This is a genomic window from Formosa sp. F44 (genome assembly GCF_056238645.1).
This window is the reverse complement of sequence record NZ_JBWDLJ010000002.1, coordinates 1-19,847: the sequence shown is the minus strand read 5'-3', so window position 1 is coordinate 19,847 and position 19,847 is coordinate 1. Positions and strand designations below refer to the sequence as shown.

Here is a 19,847-nt window from a genome sequence, read left to right as displayed (position 1 = left end):
TTTAGATTAAATATAAATAATAAGTATTTTAGTGGTTGAAAAGCAACCGCTATGGATCAAGACATCAATAAAATATACCATAATGCCTTTGGTGTTTCCTTTATTTGGAAGGAAAACACGCCTAAAAAACAGTCTCCTAAAATTCAGATAATTTTTCGGGATATGGGATTTTACCTTACCTATCGCGAAATTGTTCAGTTTCAGAAACAGATTAGATTTGTTCAATCCGAAAATCCTTGTGCTTGCTGTAAAAACAAAGATCGTAGTCGATCAATGTTGTTAAAAACGCCGTGTAGCCAAGTCGATTTGGCAATAAATGCTTTGGAGCTCAGAGATATAAACGATTTAATTACCGGAACCTTGTTCCATTTAGAATTAGACGTATATATTAATGATATCTGTAAAAATTAAATGTTTATCAGAATTTTTTAAAACGGTCACTTTTGTACATTTGTTTCCTCTTCAAATAGATTATGAAACAAAAAGATCCATACGCTGCACTTCGGTACAAAGAATTTAATATATTTTTATTAGTCCGTTTTGCCATGGTATTCGCCTGGTCTATGCAATTTATCGTGATAGAATGGGAAGTATATAGCATTACTAAAAATCCGTTGTCGCTTGGAATTATCGGACTTATGGAAGTGATTCCAGCCGTGTCTATGGCTTTGTTCTCAGGGCATATTGTAGATCAGAGCGAAAAAAAGAGTTTACTTGTAAAATGTATACTTGGATTTTCTGTAATTAGTTTCGGACTGTTTTTACTCACTTGGCCAAAAGTCGTTGGAGACCTTTCTCAAAATGTAGTTCTATATTCCATTTACTTTTTAGTATTTCTTGGCGGTTTTGTCCGTTCGTTTTTAGGTCCTACCATTTTCTCCTTATTGTCATTAGTAGTGCCTAAAAAGTTATATCCAAATGCGGCAACGTGGAGTAGTTCGGTTTGGCAAATGGGCGCGGTATTAGGTCCGGCACTCGCTGGATTTTCTATTCATTTAATTGGAGTACATTGGTCTATGTGTTTAATTGTAGGCTTTTCCATAACAGCATTAATGGCATTAACTCAGATTTCTACAAAGCCTATTTTAAACCCGAACATTGGCGAACCCATAATGCAAAGTTTAAGAGAAGGCTTAAAGTTTGTGTTTAGTACTAAAGCCATTTTAGGGGCACTTACTTTAGATATGGTGGCCGTTTTATTTGGAGGTGCTGTGGCTTTATTGCCTGTATTTGCGCAAGATATTTTAAAAGTCGGACCGCAAGGGTTTGGCGTGTTACGTGCCGCACCGGCAGTGGGAGCTTTTATTACGATGGTTATTTCTGCATATATCCCTTTAAATAAAGATGCAGGGATGAAACTGCTTATTGCAATCTTCGGATTTGGGATCTCTATAATTGTATTCGGATTATCTACGTGGTTTTGGGTATCGGTAGGTGCCTTGTTTTTTAGTGGTGTGTTCGATGGGATTTCTATGGTTATCCGTCAGACTATTTTACAACTTAAAACACCCGATCATATGCGCGGACGTGTAGCGTCTGTAAATTCTATGTTTGTTGGGTCGTCTAACGAACTAGGAGCTTTTGAAAGTGGTCTTACAGCTAAACTTATGGGAACGGTTACAGCCGTTGTATTTGGAGGTAGTATGACCTTATTAATTGTACTAACTACAGGGGTATTTTCTCCAACCTTTAGGAAGCTCGATTTGCGTAAGGATTTGGAGAAGCATGAAAATGAGGGGTAATCTAATGTAATAATTGTATAATGTATTAATGCAAAAAAATTGGTGCTTTAAAACTTCACTAAAATTTATTTATAATCCACAGTGTCACAATAAATTTAATTAAACCCATTTTTTTTATATTATAGTTCCATTTCATGGTCGCATTCGAGTAAGGCGAATCATGTTTATTATTATATATTTTAGAGTTCATTTCCACTACTTTAAAAAGTTTAAATAAAGCAATTAATCATATAAATATGAGGTGATTACGGTTTTTCCGTAACGCAAAAAGTGCCTTTCGACGAATTGCATAATATTTTAACAAAAAAGTGTTTTTTTTTTTTTACAACAAACAATAAGTTTGAATGTCTTGATGTACTATTAGAAATAATTGAAGTCGTTTCTAATTTTATTGATAGGCAGTTGCAACTTAACTAGTGTTAGTTTTTTTTAATTAAGTTCGTATAAAACATTGATGCCAAATTTTTAACAGTTTCTTAAAACGGCTTGAATAGTTTTAAATATTACCCTGATTTAATCAACTAAAAAAGTAAAAATTATGGATAAAAAATTAAATTTTAGTGTTTTTAGATTTATTTTATCCGTAATCTTATTTTTAAATTTTTCAATCGGCGTATCTCAAACCTCCTTTAAAATAATTTACTGCATTTCTGAGATTGAACTGCATGGTTCTGTAGATAATTTAGATGAACGAGGAAAACAATTAACAAGAGAAGTGCGCGAGCAGGCAAAAGCAGTAAATTATAATTTAATAGCGACAAAAGAGGAATCCTTTTTTGAGGCTGAAGATAAATTACAATCTGATAGTGATTCTCCGAAAACACAAATGCTTATAAAATTAGCAAAACGATTTGCTTCTTTTAATGAACAGGTTTATTCTAATTATGCTACAGATAATATTATCTTTAGCAAAAGATTAGCAGGACAAGATTTTAAAGTTAAACAAAAGGCATATAATTTTAATTGGAAGATTTCAACATCTCAAAAAAACATATTAGGATATAATGCAATTCAGGCTACAGGTAAATATTATAACCCAGTATTAAATAAGGAATTTAGTATTGAAGCTTGGTTTGTGCCTTCCATTCCAATTCAAGCTGGTCCAGACATTTTTATGGGTTTACCTGGTTTAATAGTAGAGGTGCATCTCAAAGGAGCAGTGGTAACTGCTAGAAAAATTGATATGATACCCAATTTAAAAGTTCAAAATATTGAAGATACAAATACATTAAATGAAAAGGAATATGAAGATATAATTTGTGGTTTAAATAAGAAATTAGAACAGTATTTAGATTAAAATTGTTACTTTTTAAAGTCTAAAATAGCTGGTTTAGTGTTAGAATAAAAATTATAAAACTATGCTTAAAAAAATAGTATTGCTATTATTTATATTATTAGTATATGTCGTAAAAGCTCAAAATAATTTTTCAGGAAAAGTTACATATACTAAAGCTATAATAGCAAATTCTGAAAAGGTTGGAGAAGCTAAATATGTTTCTTATGTGAATGCGATGAATGAAATTTTAAGGAATATACCTTATGTTTTAGAGTTTAATAAGGAAGCATCCTATTTTTATCATATAAAACCTATGGCGTCAGACTTAAACAAGAAAATGGTAAGTAAGGCAGAGTTGTTGGGTAAAGGAAAAAACCAATTTTATACAAACTTACAGACTAATACGACTGTAGAAGAAGTAAATCGTGGTTCCGAAAAATTATTAGTTAGTTATCCTAAATATAATTTTAAACTTACTACTGAAACTAAAAGTATTGGTGGTTACAAATGCTATAAAGCTACATCCCAGGAAGTCGTTGAATTTTCTAAAATTAAAAAAGGATATCAAGACAAGGTTAACGATATTGTCGTTTGGTATACAAATGAAGTGCCTGTATCATTCGGTCCATTATCAGTGGCTGGTTTGCCGGGTTTGGTGCTAGAAATGCAATATGGTAGTACGGTTTACACAGCTACAAAAATCGAATTTAAGAAAAAGAATGTTGCAATACAAGAAATTCCAGAAGGAAAGATTGTTTCTAAAAAAGAATATGATACTCAGATGGTAAAGTCTTTAAGTGATGCTTTTGGAGATTTTTAAGAAAAATGATGGAGGTGTGCTTTTTAAAGTTGAATACGCATTATTAGGACTTTATTTATGATAAAATTAATCTTTATGCCTATAGCGAATAGGGTTTCTTTCAATACTTCATCGGCTAAATTATCAAATGCAGGAATACCAGACTGTATAGATGATGCTATAGGAATTCTGATTCATATGATGGAAACTAATGAACTTATTGAAGATGAGGGCGCGGAATTAGTCTTATTACTCATTGAAGGGTGTTAAAAACTTAAACTAATGAAAACGTTAAGTATTAAGAAGTCTTATTTAAAGCATAGAAAATTTTTAGTATTCCTAATTATAGTTTTTATTAGTTTGTTTTCTTTTGGGCAAAATTCAGAAATCACTTATAAAATTTCAAGAGATTATAGTGGGTTAGATGATAAAAACCTGGGAATGTCTGCTAAAACTAAAATTAAAGGAATATATAATGCATTAAACAATATAGAATGTGTGTTAGTGTATAATAAAGATTTTGGTGTATTTCGAGAAGTTGAGAAAATGGAGTACGACAACGACCCTTATCAAAAAATGGCCTCCATTTTTGTTGGAGGAACATATTATTGCGATAGAACAAAACAAAAGTTTGTTAAGCAAAAAGAGTTTTCGGGGAAATTATTTAATATTCAACTGGAGTATAAAAGTTTAGATTGGGAGATCACTAAAGACAAAAGAGAAATTGGAGGTTATACCTGCTATAAAGCAATATTAAAATCTGATGAGGCTATTATAGTTTGGTTTGCTCCTGAATTAAATTTTCCGTTTGGTCCCATAGGAATGGGTGGACTTCCAGGGCTGATTTTAGAACTGACGAAAAATAAATTGATTTTTTCTGCAACAAAAATCAGCTTAGGAAATAATACAGAAGTACTAGAACTACCCACAGAAGGAGAGTTTATAACAGAGGACGCGTATTCAAAATTAGTGAAGTCTAATACAGAGTTTCTTTTTGGTAATTAAATAAGCATTATTAATACTTTATTTATGACAAAATTAAAAACACTTATATTCTGTTTTGCTTTAATATGTACGACGTTTTTGTACGCTCAAAACATAAATGGAAAGGTTATTTACACGGCTTCTTATATAAAAAAGGAAACTAAAAATCCAACTAATGCAGCGTTAATAAAATCTGCCAAAGATGTAAATCTTGAATTGCTTTTTACGCCAACGGTATCGCTTTTTAAAGGAGTGAATTTTATGAAAAGTGATTTAGATAAGGGTATAAATCTTACTTCTATTTTTTCAGGTTTTGAAAATCAGTTTTATAACAATTTAGAAACAAAGGAGTTTTTAAAACGAACTATAGGTCCTGATAACGAACCTTATCTGGTGCAAGAAGACAACGGTTTATATAAATGGACAATAACAAACGAGTCTAAGCAAATCGGGAAATACAAATGTTTTAAAGCGATATTAAATAACAACAATACTAAGTTTCCTACTAGTGCTTGGTTTACGCCAGAACTACCTGTGGGGTTTGGGCCTAGAGAATATCAAGGTCTTCCTGGGGTAATATTGCTTTTAGAAAACCCTCATATCGTTTTTACAGCGACTAAAGTATCTATTAATAGTAAAGAAAATGCACTTGAAATAGAAAAACCAGAAGGGATATTAATTACTGCAGAAGCATATAAGGAGAAATTTGGAGGCATATTTAAAGACTAAAGTTAATAATCTTTTTAGGAAGCTAAAAATAACAATTCTATTCGTTTTAATAGGGTGTGCTACTTACGCCCAAACTATAGAGCTTTCAGGTCAAGTTACAGATAGTCTTAACAACCCTTTAGAAAACGCGAATCTCCTAGCTATACCTCAATCAGATGAGGTTCCAGTTGGTTTTGGTATAACTAATAAAGCAGGTGCTTACAAAATAAAGCTTCAATCAAATCAATCCTATCAATTAACGATTAGTTATTTAGGTTATAAGCCATTAACTGTAGCGTTAAAAACTTCAGAAGAAACTAAAGTTGCCAGAAATTTTAGTTTAAGCGAAAATATAGATGTTTTAAATGAGGTTAATATTGCATATACACCACCTATTACCGTAAAAAAAGACACCATTATTTATCTCACCGATAAATTTGTTACTGGCGATGAGCGTAAACTTAGAGAGGTTTTAAAAAAGCTACCTGGAATAGAAGTCGACAAGGCTGGTAATGTTACAGCAAATGGAAAAAAGGTGACCAAAGTTATGGTCGAGAATAAGGCTTTTTTTAATGGTGGTAGTAAGTTGGCTGTTAATAATATTCCTGCCGACGCGGTAGATAAAATAGAAATTCTAGAAAACTACAGCGAAGTAGCTATGCTTAAAGGCTTGGAAGATAGTGATAAAACGGCCATGAATATTACCTTAAAAGAAGACAAAAAGAAGTTTGTTTTTGGAGAGATTGAAGCTGGAGGAGGTATTAAGGAGCGTTATATTGTGCATCCTACCTTATTTTATTACAGTCCAGAAACGAACGTTAATTTTATTGGAGATGTAAATAATACAGGAGTTAAAAGTTTTACGTTTAATGACTATATGGAGTTTGAAGGTGGTGTAAGTAAACTACTAGAGCGTTCTGGAGGCTATAGTAGCTTAAAAAATAGCGATATATCTGCGTTTATAGATGCTCAGGATTACAAAGCAAATACCAACCAATTTGGAGCTTTAAATATGAGACAGTCCGTTAGTGAATCTACAGACTTAAGTGCTTATTTTATTGCTTCTAATAGTAAAACCGAAACCGAAGTTCTTACAAATAATGATTATTTAAATAACGATACCTCTTTTATTGAAAATAGAACAGAGACAAATGAACTAAATAACCAGTTTTTAATAGGAAAATTAACTTTAGATTATGAACCGAGTTTCGATGAAGATTTTACCTACACAAGTTTTGTAAAATTAAATACAACAGATAGTGATGGATTAATTTTAACTGAAAACCCATCGCAAAACAATCAGATACAAACCCTAGATGCTTTAGACGGATTACAGCTAAGGCAAAATTTAAGTTATAGTCGTAAATTATCGAAAGCACATATCGGAACTTTAGAAGCTAATTACACCTTTATTAAGGATAAGCCGTTTACCAATTGGTTGACAGATCAAGAGATTCTGCAAGATATTTTACCGTTAGAAGACGACGCTATTTATAATATTCAGCAAACAGTTAGGCTAAATACGCATACGTTTAATGCGCTAGTAAAAGACTATTGGGTACTTAATAATTTTAATCACCTATATACTAGCGTTGGCGTAAATTTAGCTTTTAGCGATTTTTATAGCCGCGATTTACAGCAGCTGTCTACCGGCGAAATTAATTCGTTTTCTAATGCTGGTTTTAATAACGATTTTGGATACAATATGCTGAATACCTACTTTGGGTTAGAGTATAAATTTATGATTGGTAAAGTAACCATTAAACCAGCAGCGTATTATCAGTTTTTCTTCTGGAAAACGGGGCAAGAATCGGAGCGAAATACGCATAATAAAGCAGTATTGTTACCAAAGTTTGATGTGAAATTGGATATAAATAACAGCGAGACTATTGGATTTAAATATACCCTTAATGCAGAATTTCCGACAATTAAAAACTTAGCTACTAATTATATATTATCTAGTTTTAGTAGTGTGTTTAAAGGTAATGAAACTTTACAAAACGAGATTTACCACAGACTTGTGCTAAGCTATTATAAATTTAGTTTATTTAAAGGTTTAAATATTAATGCGAATCTGTCTTATAACATAAAAGAAAAAACGTTAAAATATATCACGCAATTAGATGGGATAGATCAATACAATTCGCTTATTCTTTTAAATCAACCAGAACAAGAACTTATGTTTTTTGGAGGTGCATCTAAAAAAATAAATAAAATCCGATATTCGTTCGATGCGCAATTAAGTTATTCTAATTTTTACCAGATTGTAAATGAGGAAACCAACAAAAATAATTCTAAGAATATTTCCGGTACACTGGGAATTGAAACACTTTTTAAAGCTGTGCCAAATTTAAAGGTAGCTTATATAAAGTCGGCTAATATTTATATGGCTTTAGGTGATGAAACCACCTTTGAAAACGATAATATTCTTGTGGAACTAGAATATGATTTTTTAGATGATTTTATTTTTAAAGCCGATTATAACTACGATTTGTATAGAAATGATGCTGCAGGAATAAAAAACAGATTCGATAATTTAAATGCATCTTTATTTTACCAAAAGGAAGATCAGCCTTGGGGTTTTGAACTTTCAGTATCCAATGCGTTCGATACAAAGTTTAAACAGAGTAATAGCTTTTCTAGCTTTTTAATTTCGGATACGAAGACCTTTATTTTACCTAGAATTATAATGTTTAAGGTTATTTATAAGCTTTAATAGCTCTTAGATAGGCCGTTTAATGTAGCAATGTATTAATGAAGCATTGTAAAAATATAACCATTCACTAATTTGGTGCTTTGAAATTTTACTAAAATTTATATATAATCTACGGCGTCACCCTGAACTGGTTTCAGGGTCTCATTAGAGTAAGAAAATTTGAGTTAGCTGTGTGATGCTGAAATGCGTTCAGCATGACGTTGGTGTTAGTTTTGTGATTCTAGTTTTGATTAGAAATTCATATTGTTTTTAAACATCGTAGCGTCACCCTGAACTGGTTTCAGGGTCTCATTAGAGTAAGAAAATTTGAGTTAGTTGTGTGATGCTGAAACAAGTTCAGGATGACGTTGATGTTAGTTTTGTGATTCTAGTTTTGATTAGAAATTCATATTGTTTTAAACATCGTGGCGTCACCCTGAATTCATTTCAGGGTCTCATTAGAATAAGCAAATTTGAGTTAGTTGTGTGATGCTAAAAACGTAGATTTAATAGTGTTAAATATTTGTATATTAAGTGTGTAGGGTGCTTGATCGGAGTCGAAAGCCATCTAAACGAAATCTCGACTCCGCTCGATTAACATATAGTGGTGAAATTGGATTAACAACTTGTGCGATGCTGAAACGCGTTCAGCATGACGTGAATTACAATGTAACCTCGAAAGTCTTTAAATTAAGATCTCTACCATCAAACTCTCCATACGTGTAATACCCAATCCAATCGCCTAAATTAACGTACTTAGCGGTGTCGTTTAAAGAGATTTCCATAGGTAAATGGCGGTGACCAAACACGAAATAATCGTAAGCTTTGGTTTCTAATTTACGTTTGCAATATTGCACGAGCCACTCGTTGTCTTCGCCTAGAAATTTAGCATCCTCGTCGCCAGAAATCAATTTGTTTTTAACCGACATGTACTGAGCCAATTTCACACCTAAGTCTGGATGTAACCAACGGAATAACCATTGAAAAAACGGACTTGTAAACACTTTTTTCATGCGTTTATAGCCTTTGTCTCCAGGGCCTAATCCGTCGCCGTGACCTATTAAGAATGTTTTATTGTTAAAGGTGAACTCCTTAGGTTTATGATAAACTGGGATATTAAGTTCTTTTTCGAAATAATCGTCCATCCATAAATCGTGATTACCCACGAAAAAGTAAACGGGAATTCCAGAATCGCGTATTTCGGCAAGTTTTCCTAAAGTTCTTACAAAGCCTTTTGGAACTACGGTTTTGTATTCGAACCAAAAGTCGAACAAATCGCCCAATAGAAATATAGCCGCTGCATCGTGCTTGATTTCGTCTAACCAAGCCACAAATTTTTTCTCACGAGGTAGTGAGACTTCGTGTGTTGGTGCGCCTAAATGATTGTCTGACGAGAAGTATATTTTTTTGCCTTCGGGAATTTGCATGCTGTAAATATAAAAATTGTTCTTGGTTTGGATCTGCGTTAAGGATAGAGCAATTGTTGGAGCTCTTTTAAATGCGTTTTTGCATTAAAAAATCGACTTGCGAAAGCCTGACCTGAAGCACAGCGAAAGGGAACGCCCTATAAATTATCGCTAGCGTACCATTCTGCAAAACTACTATCTGTTTCCTGTAATCTTAAAGAATGTAATGCAATGTGGCTTGGTAAATAAGTTTTTATTTTCGACGCAAAATCGATAACCATCATCTCGCTGGTTGGCTGGTAATCGACCAACAAGACGTTATGCCCGCGATCGCTCAATTCTTTTGCCAACTCCACGTGTGGTGTGTTTTTGTTAAAAACGGTTGCATGATCGAAAACATCGACAATTTCTGTTTTAACAATTTTCTTTAAATCGCCAAAATCGATAACCATTCCGTATTTTACATTGGTGTTGTCTGTAATGGGTTTGCCAATTACGGTTACCGAAAGTTTGTAACTGTGGCCGTGAACGTTTTTACATTTTCCGTCGTAGCCATAAAGGGCGTGTCCGGTTTCGAAAGTAAATTGTTTGGTAATTCGAATATTACTCATGATTTGATTTTTTAACAGTGCAAAGGTACCGAATTTGTAAAAGCAATTTGTTTTTAGATTACATTTGCACACTTTTTATACGAAAAACGAGTTAAGTTTTTAAAATATAGAGAGTTAACTAAAATGAGAATATTCCTTTAATGACTGCTCTTTTCGAAGATTTGGTCGTTGCTGAGCATCCGTTATACGAGAAGATTATAGATGATCTTCTGAATCAGCAATACAGTATTATTGATAATTTTTTTGATGAAAATGAAGTGTCACAACTTCGAGATTCTATACTCTTAAAATACGAAGCCGATGCTTTTAAGAAGGCCGCTATAGGTAATCGTTTAAATGAAACGGTTGAAAAAACAATTCGTGGTGATGTGATTTTATGGATAGATGAGCAGTGTGTAAATCCGGCTGAAACCCTGTTTTTTAATAAAATAAATGCGTTAGTATCTTACCTAAATAGAACGTGTTTTCTAGGGATTTTACATAAGGAATTTCATTATGCGATTTATCCGAAAGGCACGTTTTATAAGCGCCATTTAGATACGTTTCAGAACGACGACAGACGAAAATTATCGTTTGTTTGTTATTTAAATAACGAAGATTGGCAACCAGAAAATGGAGGAGAATTAGCGATTTACACCAATGAAAATGGTGTTGAGGTTGAAAAGAAAATCTATCCGTTACCTGGACGAGTTGTTATTTTTGAAAGTCAGATTTTGGAGCACGAAGTAAAACCTGTAAACACAAAACGATTGAGTATTACAGGCTGGTTAAAAACGCGATAATTTAACGACGTCCGCCTTTGTTTCGGTTATAAACGTAGATAATAACGAGTACGATAGCGAGTATAAGGAAAAGTCCGTTACCGCTTAAAAATTCTAAAATATTCATAAGTCTAGGTCTTGATTATTTTTTTTGTTGTAATAATACATGATGTAAGCTAAAATAACAAACACAACAAATGGAACCATAGAGCCAATAAATACGCCGATTTCGTAATTAGAATCGGGTGCGTTTTTAATCTTGTCTTCTATGTTTAAGTCTTGAATTAGCGCAATCATGTTTAATTGTGACTTGGAGTTTTATTCGTGCAGTAAATTTAGTTGATTTTTTATCAAAAATTTCTGTTTTATTTGGGCTATCTAAAATTTATTGTAAGAAGTGTTTCAAGGTTTGTAAATATTATTATTTAGTTACTAAAAACAACTGTCTAAATTTTATAATTAAAGGAATACCACGAGCGGCCATCCAAAGTGTGAAAGCTATAAAAATGGCGTATAGTTTATAGTTGTAATAATCGAATAGGAGTAGAGTTGGTAAGAATACCAGGAAGGTTGAGGCTAGAAGTACGTTTCTTAAGTATTTCATTTTTCCTAAACCTTTAAACATACCGTCGAAAATAAAAGCTAGTGCACACAAAGGTTGCATGGCTAAAACAATCCAAAACACATCATAAAAAGCTTCTAAAACTTCGGGTTGCTTTGTGAATACACGTCCGATAGGTTCGTAAAACAGCCACCCAATTCCAGCTAAAAGTATACCTGTTAAAATGCCCAGCACAATAAGTTTGTTACTTAGTCTTATTAATAAATCGGGACGTTTAGCACCGAATAGCTTTCCGGAAAGTATATTTCCTGCACTTGCAAATCCATCGATTAAAAAGGCGCCTAAAAACCAAATATTTATGGCTATTGTATAGGCTGCGATATAATTTTTACCGTAACTCGTAGCGTACGAACTTGCAAAATATAAGGCCGTGTTTAATGCTAGAGTTCGAATAAATAAATTGAGAATCATTAACAAGAACTTGTTGATTTCCTTATTGAAAGGTAGTGTGAGTTTTAAAGGGATATCTGTCTTTTTATATAAATAATACCCTGATAAAACAGCCATAATAAGTTGTGCGATAACACTTGCATAAGCTGCTCCTTTTATATGCATGGCAGGGATATAATCTGTGATGCCATATACCAATGCAAAATCTAAAAGAATATTTGATACGGAACCGATAATGGCAATAATCATGGGGTAATAGGTGTTTTGTAAACCGCGAAATGCTCCAAAAATCGCAAATGTAAAAAGCGTAAATGGAAAACCAAATACACGGATTTTATAATACTCTTGTGCATACTCTAAGATTAATCCAGAGGCATTATAGAGTTTAAAAATAGATGCTGCTAGTGGGTAAGTTACCAGTATAATAACAATGCTTAACGATGTGATTAAGAATATGGCTTGAGCCGGTAGATTTTTTACGTCGTCTAACTTATTCGCTCCAACAGATTGCGAAATGATAGATGAAATTGCACTACGGCTTTGTCCGAGTACCCAAATTAGCATGGAAATAAACGTTCCTACTATACCAACGGCGGCGAGTGCTTCTGTGGGGTGAATGTTTACATTTCCAATTATTGCGGTGTCGGTAATAGATAATATAGGTTCGCTAATACCCGCAATAATAGCAGGCACAGCAAGTGTATTAATGTGTTTTAAAGATATGGATTGATCCAAAGGTTTTGTTGGTGTTTATAAATTGTTTGGTAGTTGCGAAGGTCGGATTTTTTTTAGAAGTATTAATTATGAAGATCTGAATAATAGTGAAATTTTGAATGTGTTTTATTATTACATTTATAACCGTTTTTATCATTATAAGTTTTTATGAAAAATATTTTAGTTCCTGTAGGGCATTCAAAAAATATTGAAAGTCATTTACAGTATGCTGTAGATTTTGCTCATGCTTTTGGAGCACGTTTGTATGTTGTACAAGTGTACGGTATGCGAGTAAAATCTGGGACTTTAGGTAAAACAGATGATGTTTTGGAACGTGAGAGTTTATCTTATTTAAATAATTTATTGGATAAGATTGAGACGAAGGAGGTTGATATTGTCGTTAAGAGTTTTAAAGGCAAATTAATACCTACTTTAGAACTAATTTGTAAAACAGCTAATGTCGATTTAATGCTCGTGGAGCCGAGATCAAATGCTATTAAGGAGGCTGTTTTTTTAGGAAAAATATCTGGCAAAATTATTAAGAAAACTAATATTCCGTCGTTAATTGTACCAGAGAGTTATGTGTTTAAGCCTATGACCAATGTATTAGTTGCTGTAAAATCGGCTATTATAAAAAAAGAACAAGCGTTGGTGCCTTTAAAACAAATTCAAAATCAGTTTAAAGCTGTGGTCAATTTATTATTAGTAAAAACACCATTTTATAAAGAAGGAGATTTTAAGGTACATAGTTCCTTGTCGTCACTAATAACCGAAACTGTTTTTACAGAAAACCCGACCACGTTTCATGGTGTTTTACAACACTGTAATTCGCATGAACCGGACTTACTTTGTGTATTTAGACGAAAGCGCGGATTTTTTGCTAAAATGTGGGAAAAAAATGTAATTTTGAAAAAGGATTTTTATAGCCCATTTCCAGTATTGGTTTTAAAGGGCGTAAAATAAATTATAATGGGGATGTAGCTCAGTTGGCTAGAGTGCTTGACTGGCAGTCAAGAGGTCGTGGGTTCGAATCCCATCTTCTCCACTAGTGTTAATAAGGGTTTCGAGCAATCGGAGCCTTTTTTTTGTGAATTACTTGTTCTACGTTGTCAAAATATAAATCCCAAATAATTGAGAAGCAATATTATTAAAATCTACCATTTTGTATAACTCAAGTAATAATCCTTTTTGCTTGGTGTTTCTTCAATTGGAATAATTATACAATTAAATCTCGTATTATACCATAATCTTTTCAAAGAGGATTATAATGTAGTTTATTATCACGTGTACCTTAGGTTACAACTTAGATAAATGTAAACAATAAGTAGAATTAAGCCTTTATTTTTGCAAGTATAGTTAAAGCGATTAATGATAATGTAATTAAATTATTCTTAAATTTTTGGATATTTTATGAAGTATTTTTATTAGTAACAAGTGTTGTTTGTCGAATATGTAAATATTGATTTGTTTTTTATTTAAGAAAATTTTAACTTTAAGAAGATCTCCCAAATCAACCTACTATGAAATATGCTTTACTATTACTATTTCCGATAATATTTTATTTTCCCAAGGACGAAGAATCCATTTATAATGAAACGTTCTGTTCAGGTGCCACCTTAGATATTTCCTCTAAAAATGCTTTAAATTCTATGCGTGTTGCTGATTCTTTATTTATGTACTCCGAGAGTACTCAAGATAAAATGTATGCGTTAATGCTTAAGAGTGTTATTTTAGAACAGGAAGAGAAAAGAGGGGCTTCCATAGATTTTGCGTTAAAATCTTTAGAATTGGCTAAACTCAAAAATAATTATTGTTTACAATCAAGAATTTATACCTTTTTATCTAGACAATACAGAAGTGTAGGATTTGTAGATAAAGGTAAATATTTAATCGCAGAAAGTTTTGTTGCAAGTTCGAAGATAAAGAATAAGGAACATGCCATAAAATATATTACGATGGCTAATCTTGAGTTGCTAGAATATAGTATTGAAGCTAAAGAATGTACGGGCGCTGTCGAGTATTTAAAATCTGCCATTGTAGTATTTAGCAAGGAGAAAGATGAAAATATAAAGTATTTTGATTTAGCTCACTGCGAAGAAAAATTAGCAAGATGTTTCATTATTTTGGAGGATAATAATTCTGCGCTTAATCATTATTCTAAAGCAAAATCGTTTATTGAACGTACTACACTGGCAGAACCTTTATTGGAATCTAGTATATATAATGGGATGCTTGGGGTCTATTTAGAGCAGAAGCAGTTAGACAGTTCCAAGGTTTATGTCGAGAAAAGTTTACGGATGGTTGCCAAAAAATATAATAATATTATAAAAGAAGAAGTTTATAAAAACATTACAGAATATTATCAGCAGATTAAAATTGCTGATAGCTTTAAATTGTATAGTTATAAATATATAGCCGTTATTAGACAGAATAAGAATTATTCAAGACGTCTAATAAATAAAGCATCTAATGAATTTAAAAAGTTACCGAAGGATATTCGCATTCACGAACCTTCTAGTTCTAGTAATGTTATATTTTCTATATTTTTTATATTAATACCTTCCTTTTGTGCTTATTATAATAGGAAAAAAGTGTTTAAGTATGTAAATGGAGTATTTAATAGTAAAGCAAAAAAAGTTTCAGGTGTCACGTGTACAATTAAAACAGAAAAAATACTTATAGAAAAACTAGAAGATTTCGAAGCTTCGAATCGTTTTTTAGATAAAAACATGTCTTTAGCTATTTTAGTTGCGCAGCTTAATTCAAATACAAAATACCTTAGGCAAGTGCTTAAAGATCAAAAAGGTTTAGATTTTAATACTTATATAAATAGATTACGAATTATGTATATAGTAAACAAGTTAAATACCAATTCCGATTATTTAAATTATAAAATAAGTTACTTGGCGAAAGAGTGTGGTTTTTCATCACATAGTAAATTTTCTACCAATTTTAAGAAATTCACTAAATATTCGCCTTCATATTATATCAACAATTTGAAAAATAAAATAAATTAATTTCGTTAACTTATTAGATTTAGATTAAAAAAAAGCTATAATAAGTACGTTGTTTTTTCCCTATAGTTATTTTCTGTTCTATTATTTTTTAGGACCAGTATTTCTAAAAAAAACAAGAATATTTAGTTGTCTTTATAGGCTTGTAAAGCAAGGTGTTTTATGTTGTGTTTCCTCTTCGGATGTCTAAATAAATTAGAGAATGTTATAATCGATTCAATTTTCCTAGAAAGAAAATGAATCGATTTTTTTTATGCTGTGTAAGAAAAAATTATTCGAATTCATAATTCCTTTTTAGAAATCTTATACTTTTTTATTTTCAATATTCTTTTGTTATTTAATCTATTTCTTAATAGACCAGTTTTTTAACACGTCGTGTTGAATCAGTCTGTTTTATTCTTGAATCGTTTTTTCGGTGCTCTTTTTCATGGTTATAAATTGAGTATTAGCTTTTAAATTCTTAAAAACATACTAATTTCTTGTGTTTTAACTTATTGATTATTAATGTTTTATTTTTTTAATCCTATCTGTTTTCGGGAAAATAGCTAAACGTTTAATTCTTAGCACAATATTTTAATAATACATTGTAGATACGGTTTTTACGCTTAGTAAAATGTGTTTAATAGCTTTTAATCTATTAAATATATCTTCTTTTTCAACGAAGAACCTGTAAAAGCAATACGTTAAAATAACTCAGATTTTATGAAAAAAATTTTACTATTACTCATTTTATTTATGGCTCATGTTACCTACTCTCAAGTAGGGATTGGTACAGATATGCCAAATTCGTCGACGCAGTTAGAAATTGTATCTAGTGATAAGGGGGTTTTAATACCACAAATACCTTTAACTAGTCTAACAGATCAAACTACTATTTCTGCAGGAAATATTGAAAGTTTGTTGGTTTATAATACAAATACATCCACAGGAATAAGTCCAGGGTATTATTATTGGTATCAAGATCGTTGGGTGAAATTCCTAGGAAAGCAGGATTTACCAGATAACATTGTTTATTGGGATGTAGTTAATAATCAGTATTCTTATATTGATGAGAATGGAGATGTCCAGATTATAACAAATAATAATGTGGAAACATTAACATTTCTTAGTCTTAACCAAGATGGAAAATCTTTAGAGTATAAAGATGAAAATGGAGATGTTACTGCGTTAGATATGACTAATCTAGTTAAGAACCTAGAAACCATTACAACTATAGTTGATAATGGAGATGGTACAATAACTTATTTTAATGAAAACAATGATCAAATAATTATTGATTTAGCCAGTGGCCCTGCAGGATCAGATGGTATAGGAATTACTTCTACTACAGATAATGGAGACGGCACATTCACAATTACATATTCAGATGGATCTACATTTACAACTTCAGATTTAACAGGCGAGCAAGGAATTGCTGGTTCTGCTGGCTCTTCAGCCTATGAAATAGCCGTAGCCGGTGGATTTACGGGAACGGAAGCGGATTGGTTAGCGTCACTAAACGGTGCAGATGGAACAAATGGAATAGATGGAACGGATGGGGCTTCAGCCTATGAGATTGCAGTAGCAGGTGGATTTACGGGAACAGAAACAGCTTGGCTAGCATCACTAAACGGAGCTGATGGTGCTGATGGAGCAGATGGAAGTAATGGAGTAGACGGAACAGATGGATCTTCCGCATTTGAGATTGCAGTAGCCGGTGGATTTACAGGTACAGAAGCAGATTGGTTAGCGTCATTAAACGGAGCTGATGGAACAGATGGGTCTTCAGCCTATGAAATTGCAGTAGCCGGAGGATTTACAGGAACGGAAGCAGTTTGGTTAGCGTCACTAAACGGAGCTGATGGAGCAGACGGAAGTAATGGTAATGATGGAAACGATGGTTCAGACGGTTCTTCAGCATATGAGATTGCAGTAGCTGGTGGATTTTTAGGAACGGAAGCGGATTGGTTAGCGTCATTAAACGGTGCTGATGGTGCCGATGGAAGTAACGGTACTGATGGAAATGATGGTTCAGATGGCTCTTCAGCATTTGAGATTGCAGTAGCCGGTGGATTTACAGGAACAGAAGCGGATTGGTTAGCATCATTAAACGGAGCAGATGGTACTAATGGAAACGATGGTTCAGATGGCTCTTCGGCATATGAGATTGCAGTAGCCGGTGGATTTACAGGTACAGAAGCAGATTGGTTAGCGTCATTAAACGGAGCTGATGGAACAGATGGGTCTTCAGCCTATGAAATTGCAGTAGCTGGAGGATTTACAGGAACAGAAACAGCTTGGTTGGCATCACTAAACGGTGTTGATGGAGTAGATGGTGCTGATGGAACAAATGGAATAGATGGAACGGATGGATCTTCCGCATTTGAGATTGCAGTAGCCGGAGGGTTTACAGGAACAGAAGCGGATTGGTTAGCATCATTAAACGGAGCAGATGGTGCCGATGGAAGTAACGGTACTGATGGAAACGATGGTTCAGATGGCTCTTCGGCATATGAGATTGCAGTAGCTGGTGGATTTACGGGAACCGAAACAGCTTGGTTAGCATCATTAAACGGAGTTGACGGAGCAGACGGGAACGATGGAACAGACGGTTCTTCAGCCTATGAAATAGCAGTTGCTGGAGGATTTACGGGAACAGAAGCAGATTGGTTAGCGTCATTAAGCGGTGTTGACGGAGTAGATGGCTCTTCAGCCTATGAGATTGCAGTAGCTGGAGGATTTACAGGAACTGAAGCGGATTGGTTAACTTCATTAAATGGAGTTGACGGAGCAGATGGTTCTGATGGAACAAATGGAATAGATGGAACGGATGGATCTTCAGCCTATGAGATTGCAGTAGCCGGTGGATTTACAGGAACAGAAGCGGATTGGTTAGCGTCACTAAACGGTGCTGATGGAGCAGACGGAAGTAATGGTACAGATGGAAACGATGGTTCAGACGGGGCTTCAGCATTTGAGATTGCAGTAGCCGGTGGATTTACAGGAACAGAAGCGGATTGGTTAGCATCATTAAACGGAGCAGATGGTACTAATGGAAACGATGGATCAGACGGTTCTTCAGCTTTTGAGATTGCAGTAGCCGGAGGATTTACAGGAACAGAAGCAGTTTGGTTAGCGTCACTAAACGGTGCTGATGGAGTAGACGGGAACGATGGAACAGACGGTTCTTCAGCATTTGAAATAGCAGTAGCCGGAGGATTTACGGGAACGGAAGCAGCTTGGTTAGCGTCATTAAATGGTGCTGATGGAGCAGATGGAAGTAATGGTACTGATGGAAACGATGGTTCAGACGGAGCTTCAGCCTATGAGATTGCAGTAGCCGGAGGATTTACAGGAACGGAAGCAGCTTGGTTGGAGTCACTAAACGGAGCTGATGGAGCAGATGGCTCTTCAGCCTATGAAATAGCCGTAGCAGGAGGATTCACAGGAACGGAAGCAGTTTGGTTAGCGTCACTAAACGGTGCTGATGGAGCAGACGGAAGTAATGGTACTGATGGAAACGATGGTTCAGACGGAGCTTCAGCCTATGAGATTGCAGTAGCAGGTGGATTTACGGGAACAGAAACAGCTTGGCTAGCATCACTAAACGGAGCTGATGGTGCTGATGGAGCAGATGGAAGTAACGGTACTGATGGTTCTTCAGCCTATGAAATAGCAGTAGCTGGTGGATTTACAGGAACAGAAACAGCTTGGTTAGCATCATTAAACGGAGTTGACGGAGCAGACGGGAACGATGGAACAGACGGTTCTTCAGCTTTTGAGATTGCAGTAGCCGGAGGATTTACAGGAACAGAATCAGATTGGTTGGCGTCATTAAACGGTGCAGATGGTGCCGATGGAACCAACGGTACTGATGGAATAGATGGAACGGATGGTTCTTCAGCCTATGAAATAGCAGTAGCCGGAGGATTCACAGGAACGGAATCAGATTGGTTAGCATCACTAAACGGTGCTGATGGAGCAGATGGCTCTTCAGCCTATGAAATAGCCGTAGCAGGAGGATTCACAGGAACGGAAGCAGTTTGGTTAGCGTCACTAAACGGAGCTGATGGAGCAGACGGAAGTAATGGTACTGATGGAAACGATGGTTCAGACGGAGCTTCAGCCTATGAGATTGCAGTAGCA

The 19,847-nt window shown here is 34.0% G+C and carries 16 protein-coding genes and 1 tRNA gene; 13 read left to right on the top strand and 4 right to left on the bottom strand.

The genetic code is table 11. The annotated features are described in order from the left end of the window. Positions 1–51 precede the first annotated feature (51 nt). The 8 genes from AC0UBM_RS05085 to AC0UBM_RS05050 all read left to right on the top strand — a co-directional run bounded on the left by AC0UBM_RS05085 (position 52) and on the right by AC0UBM_RS05050 (position 8,225). Complete coding sequence (locus tag AC0UBM_RS05085) at positions 52–411, top strand: hypothetical protein (RefSeq protein WP_475687917.1); 360 nt, start codon at positions 52–54, stop codon at positions 409–411. A gap of 62 nt (positions 412–473) precedes the next feature. Beyond that, entirely contained in the window at positions 474–1,742 is a 1,269-nt protein-coding gene (locus tag AC0UBM_RS05080; protein WP_475687916.1) for an MFS transporter, read from the top strand. A 538-nt stretch (positions 1,743–2,280) separates the two neighbouring features. After that, positions 2,281–3,039, top strand: coding sequence for a GLPGLI family protein (locus AC0UBM_RS05075; protein ID WP_475687915.1), 759 nt, complete (start codon positions 2,281–2,283; stop codon positions 3,037–3,039). Positions 3,040–3,100: 61 nt separating this feature from the next. Next, entirely contained in the window at positions 3,101–3,838 is a 738-nt protein-coding gene (locus AC0UBM_RS05070) for a GLPGLI family protein (RefSeq protein ID WP_475687914.1), read from the top strand. Between the two features lie 75 nt (positions 3,839–3,913). Then, positions 3,914–4,087 carry a hypothetical protein gene (locus tag AC0UBM_RS05065; protein ID WP_414035978.1) on the top strand — a complete coding sequence of 58 codons (174 nt, stop codon included), beginning with the start codon at positions 3,914–3,916 and terminating at the stop codon, positions 4,085–4,087. A gap of 12 nt (positions 4,088–4,099) precedes the next feature. After that, positions 4,100–4,822: a GLPGLI family protein gene (locus AC0UBM_RS05060; protein WP_414035979.1), complete on the top strand. Its 723-nt coding sequence runs from the start codon at positions 4,100–4,102 to the stop codon at positions 4,820–4,822. A gap of 24 nt (positions 4,823–4,846) precedes the next feature. Further along, complete coding sequence (locus AC0UBM_RS05055; RefSeq protein WP_414035980.1) at positions 4,847–5,530, top strand: GLPGLI family protein; 684 nt, start codon at positions 4,847–4,849, stop codon at positions 5,528–5,530. Further along, complete coding sequence (locus AC0UBM_RS05050) at positions 5,508–8,225, top strand: carboxypeptidase-like regulatory domain-containing protein (RefSeq protein ID WP_475687913.1); 2,718 nt, start codon at positions 5,508–5,510, stop codon at positions 8,223–8,225. The genes AC0UBM_RS05055 and AC0UBM_RS05050 overlap by 23 nt, the downstream gene beginning before the upstream one ends. 641 nt (positions 8,226–8,866) lie before the next feature. Here the strand turns inward: AC0UBM_RS05050 and AC0UBM_RS05045 are convergent. Next, the gene (locus AC0UBM_RS05045; protein WP_414035982.1) at positions 8,867–9,631 is read right to left on the bottom strand and encodes a UDP-2,3-diacylglucosamine diphosphatase; all 765 of its coding nucleotides are present in this window, start codon (positions 9,629–9,631) and stop codon (positions 8,867–8,869) included. A 137-nt stretch (positions 9,632–9,768) separates the two neighbouring features. After that, positions 9,769–10,221, bottom strand: coding sequence for a 6-pyruvoyl trahydropterin synthase family protein (locus tag AC0UBM_RS05040; RefSeq protein ID WP_038526036.1), 453 nt, complete (start codon positions 10,219–10,221; stop codon positions 9,769–9,771). Positions 10,222–10,361: 140 nt separating this feature from the next. On the opposite strand from AC0UBM_RS05040, the gene AC0UBM_RS05035 reads away from it, so the two are divergent. Next, positions 10,362–11,003, top strand: a complete 642-nt coding sequence (locus AC0UBM_RS05035; protein ID WP_475687912.1) for a 2OG-Fe(II) oxygenase — start codon at positions 10,362–10,364, stop codon at positions 11,001–11,003. A 102-nt stretch (positions 11,004–11,105) separates the two neighbouring features. On the opposite strand, the gene AC0UBM_RS05030 is transcribed toward AC0UBM_RS05035, so the two are convergent. Together AC0UBM_RS05030 and AC0UBM_RS05025 are read right to left on the bottom strand one after the other, a co-directional pair. Beyond that, positions 11,106–11,279: a hypothetical protein gene (locus tag AC0UBM_RS05030; RefSeq protein WP_475687911.1), complete on the bottom strand. Its 174-nt coding sequence runs from the start codon at positions 11,277–11,279 to the stop codon at positions 11,106–11,108. A gap of 124 nt (positions 11,280–11,403) precedes the next feature. Continuing rightward, complete coding sequence (locus tag AC0UBM_RS05025; RefSeq protein WP_475687910.1) at positions 11,404–12,729, bottom strand: MATE family efflux transporter; 1,326 nt, start codon at positions 12,727–12,729, stop codon at positions 11,404–11,406. A gap of 147 nt (positions 12,730–12,876) precedes the next feature. On the opposite strand from AC0UBM_RS05025, the gene AC0UBM_RS05020 reads away from it, so the two are divergent. From AC0UBM_RS05020 to AC0UBM_RS05005, 4 genes are all read left to right on the top strand, one after another. Continuing rightward, entirely contained in the window at positions 12,877–13,671 is a 795-nt protein-coding gene (locus AC0UBM_RS05020) for a universal stress protein (RefSeq protein WP_475687909.1), read from the top strand. A gap of 8 nt (positions 13,672–13,679) precedes the next feature. Continuing rightward, positions 13,680–13,753: transfer RNA gene (locus AC0UBM_RS05015), tRNA-Ala, on the top strand. A 475-nt stretch (positions 13,754–14,228) separates the two neighbouring features. Next, positions 14,229–15,725, top strand: a complete 1,497-nt coding sequence (locus AC0UBM_RS05010) for a helix-turn-helix domain-containing protein (RefSeq protein ID WP_475687908.1) — start codon at positions 14,229–14,231, stop codon at positions 15,723–15,725. Positions 15,726–16,424: 699 nt separating this feature from the next. Then, the coding region (locus tag AC0UBM_RS05005) for a beta strand repeat-containing protein (protein ID WP_475687907.1) at positions 16,425–19,847 on the top strand (3,423 nt) is incomplete at its 3' end.

Bases quoted from the DNA above. Each gene is read 5' to 3' on its own strand.
- AC0UBM_RS05085 (WP_475687917.1), top strand. From the start codon at position 52: ATGGATCAAGACATCAATAAAATATACCATAATGCCTTTGGTGTTTCC.
- AC0UBM_RS05080 (WP_475687916.1), top strand. From the start codon at position 474: ATGAAACAAAAAGATCCATACGCTGCACTTCGGTACAAAGAATTTAAT.
- AC0UBM_RS05075 (WP_475687915.1), top strand. From the start codon at position 2,281: ATGGATAAAAAATTAAATTTTAGTGTTTTTAGATTTATTTTATCCGTA.
- AC0UBM_RS05070 (WP_475687914.1), top strand. From the start codon at position 3,101: ATGCTTAAAAAAATAGTATTGCTATTATTTATATTATTAGTATATGTC.
- AC0UBM_RS05065 (WP_414035978.1), top strand. From the start codon at position 3,914: ATGCCTATAGCGAATAGGGTTTCTTTCAATACTTCATCGGCTAAATTA.
- AC0UBM_RS05060 (WP_414035979.1), top strand. From the start codon at position 4,100: ATGAAAACGTTAAGTATTAAGAAGTCTTATTTAAAGCATAGAAAATTT.
- AC0UBM_RS05055 (WP_414035980.1), top strand. From the start codon at position 4,847: ATGACAAAATTAAAAACACTTATATTCTGTTTTGCTTTAATATGTACG.
- AC0UBM_RS05045 (WP_414035982.1), bottom strand. From the start codon at position 9,631: ATGCAAATTCCCGAAGGCAAAAAAATATACTTCTCGTCAGACAATCAT.
- AC0UBM_RS05040 (WP_038526036.1), bottom strand. From the start codon at position 10,221: ATGAGTAATATTCGAATTACCAAACAATTTACTTTCGAAACCGGACAC.
- AC0UBM_RS05035 (WP_475687912.1), top strand. From the start codon at position 10,362: ATGACTGCTCTTTTCGAAGATTTGGTCGTTGCTGAGCATCCGTTATAC.
- AC0UBM_RS05030 (WP_475687911.1), bottom strand. From the start codon at position 11,279: ATGATTGCGCTAATTCAAGACTTAAACATAGAAGACAAGATTAAAAAC.
- AC0UBM_RS05020 (WP_475687909.1), top strand. From the start codon at position 12,877: ATGAAAAATATTTTAGTTCCTGTAGGGCATTCAAAAAATATTGAAAGT.
- AC0UBM_RS05010 (WP_475687908.1), top strand. From the start codon at position 14,229: ATGAAATATGCTTTACTATTACTATTTCCGATAATATTTTATTTTCCC.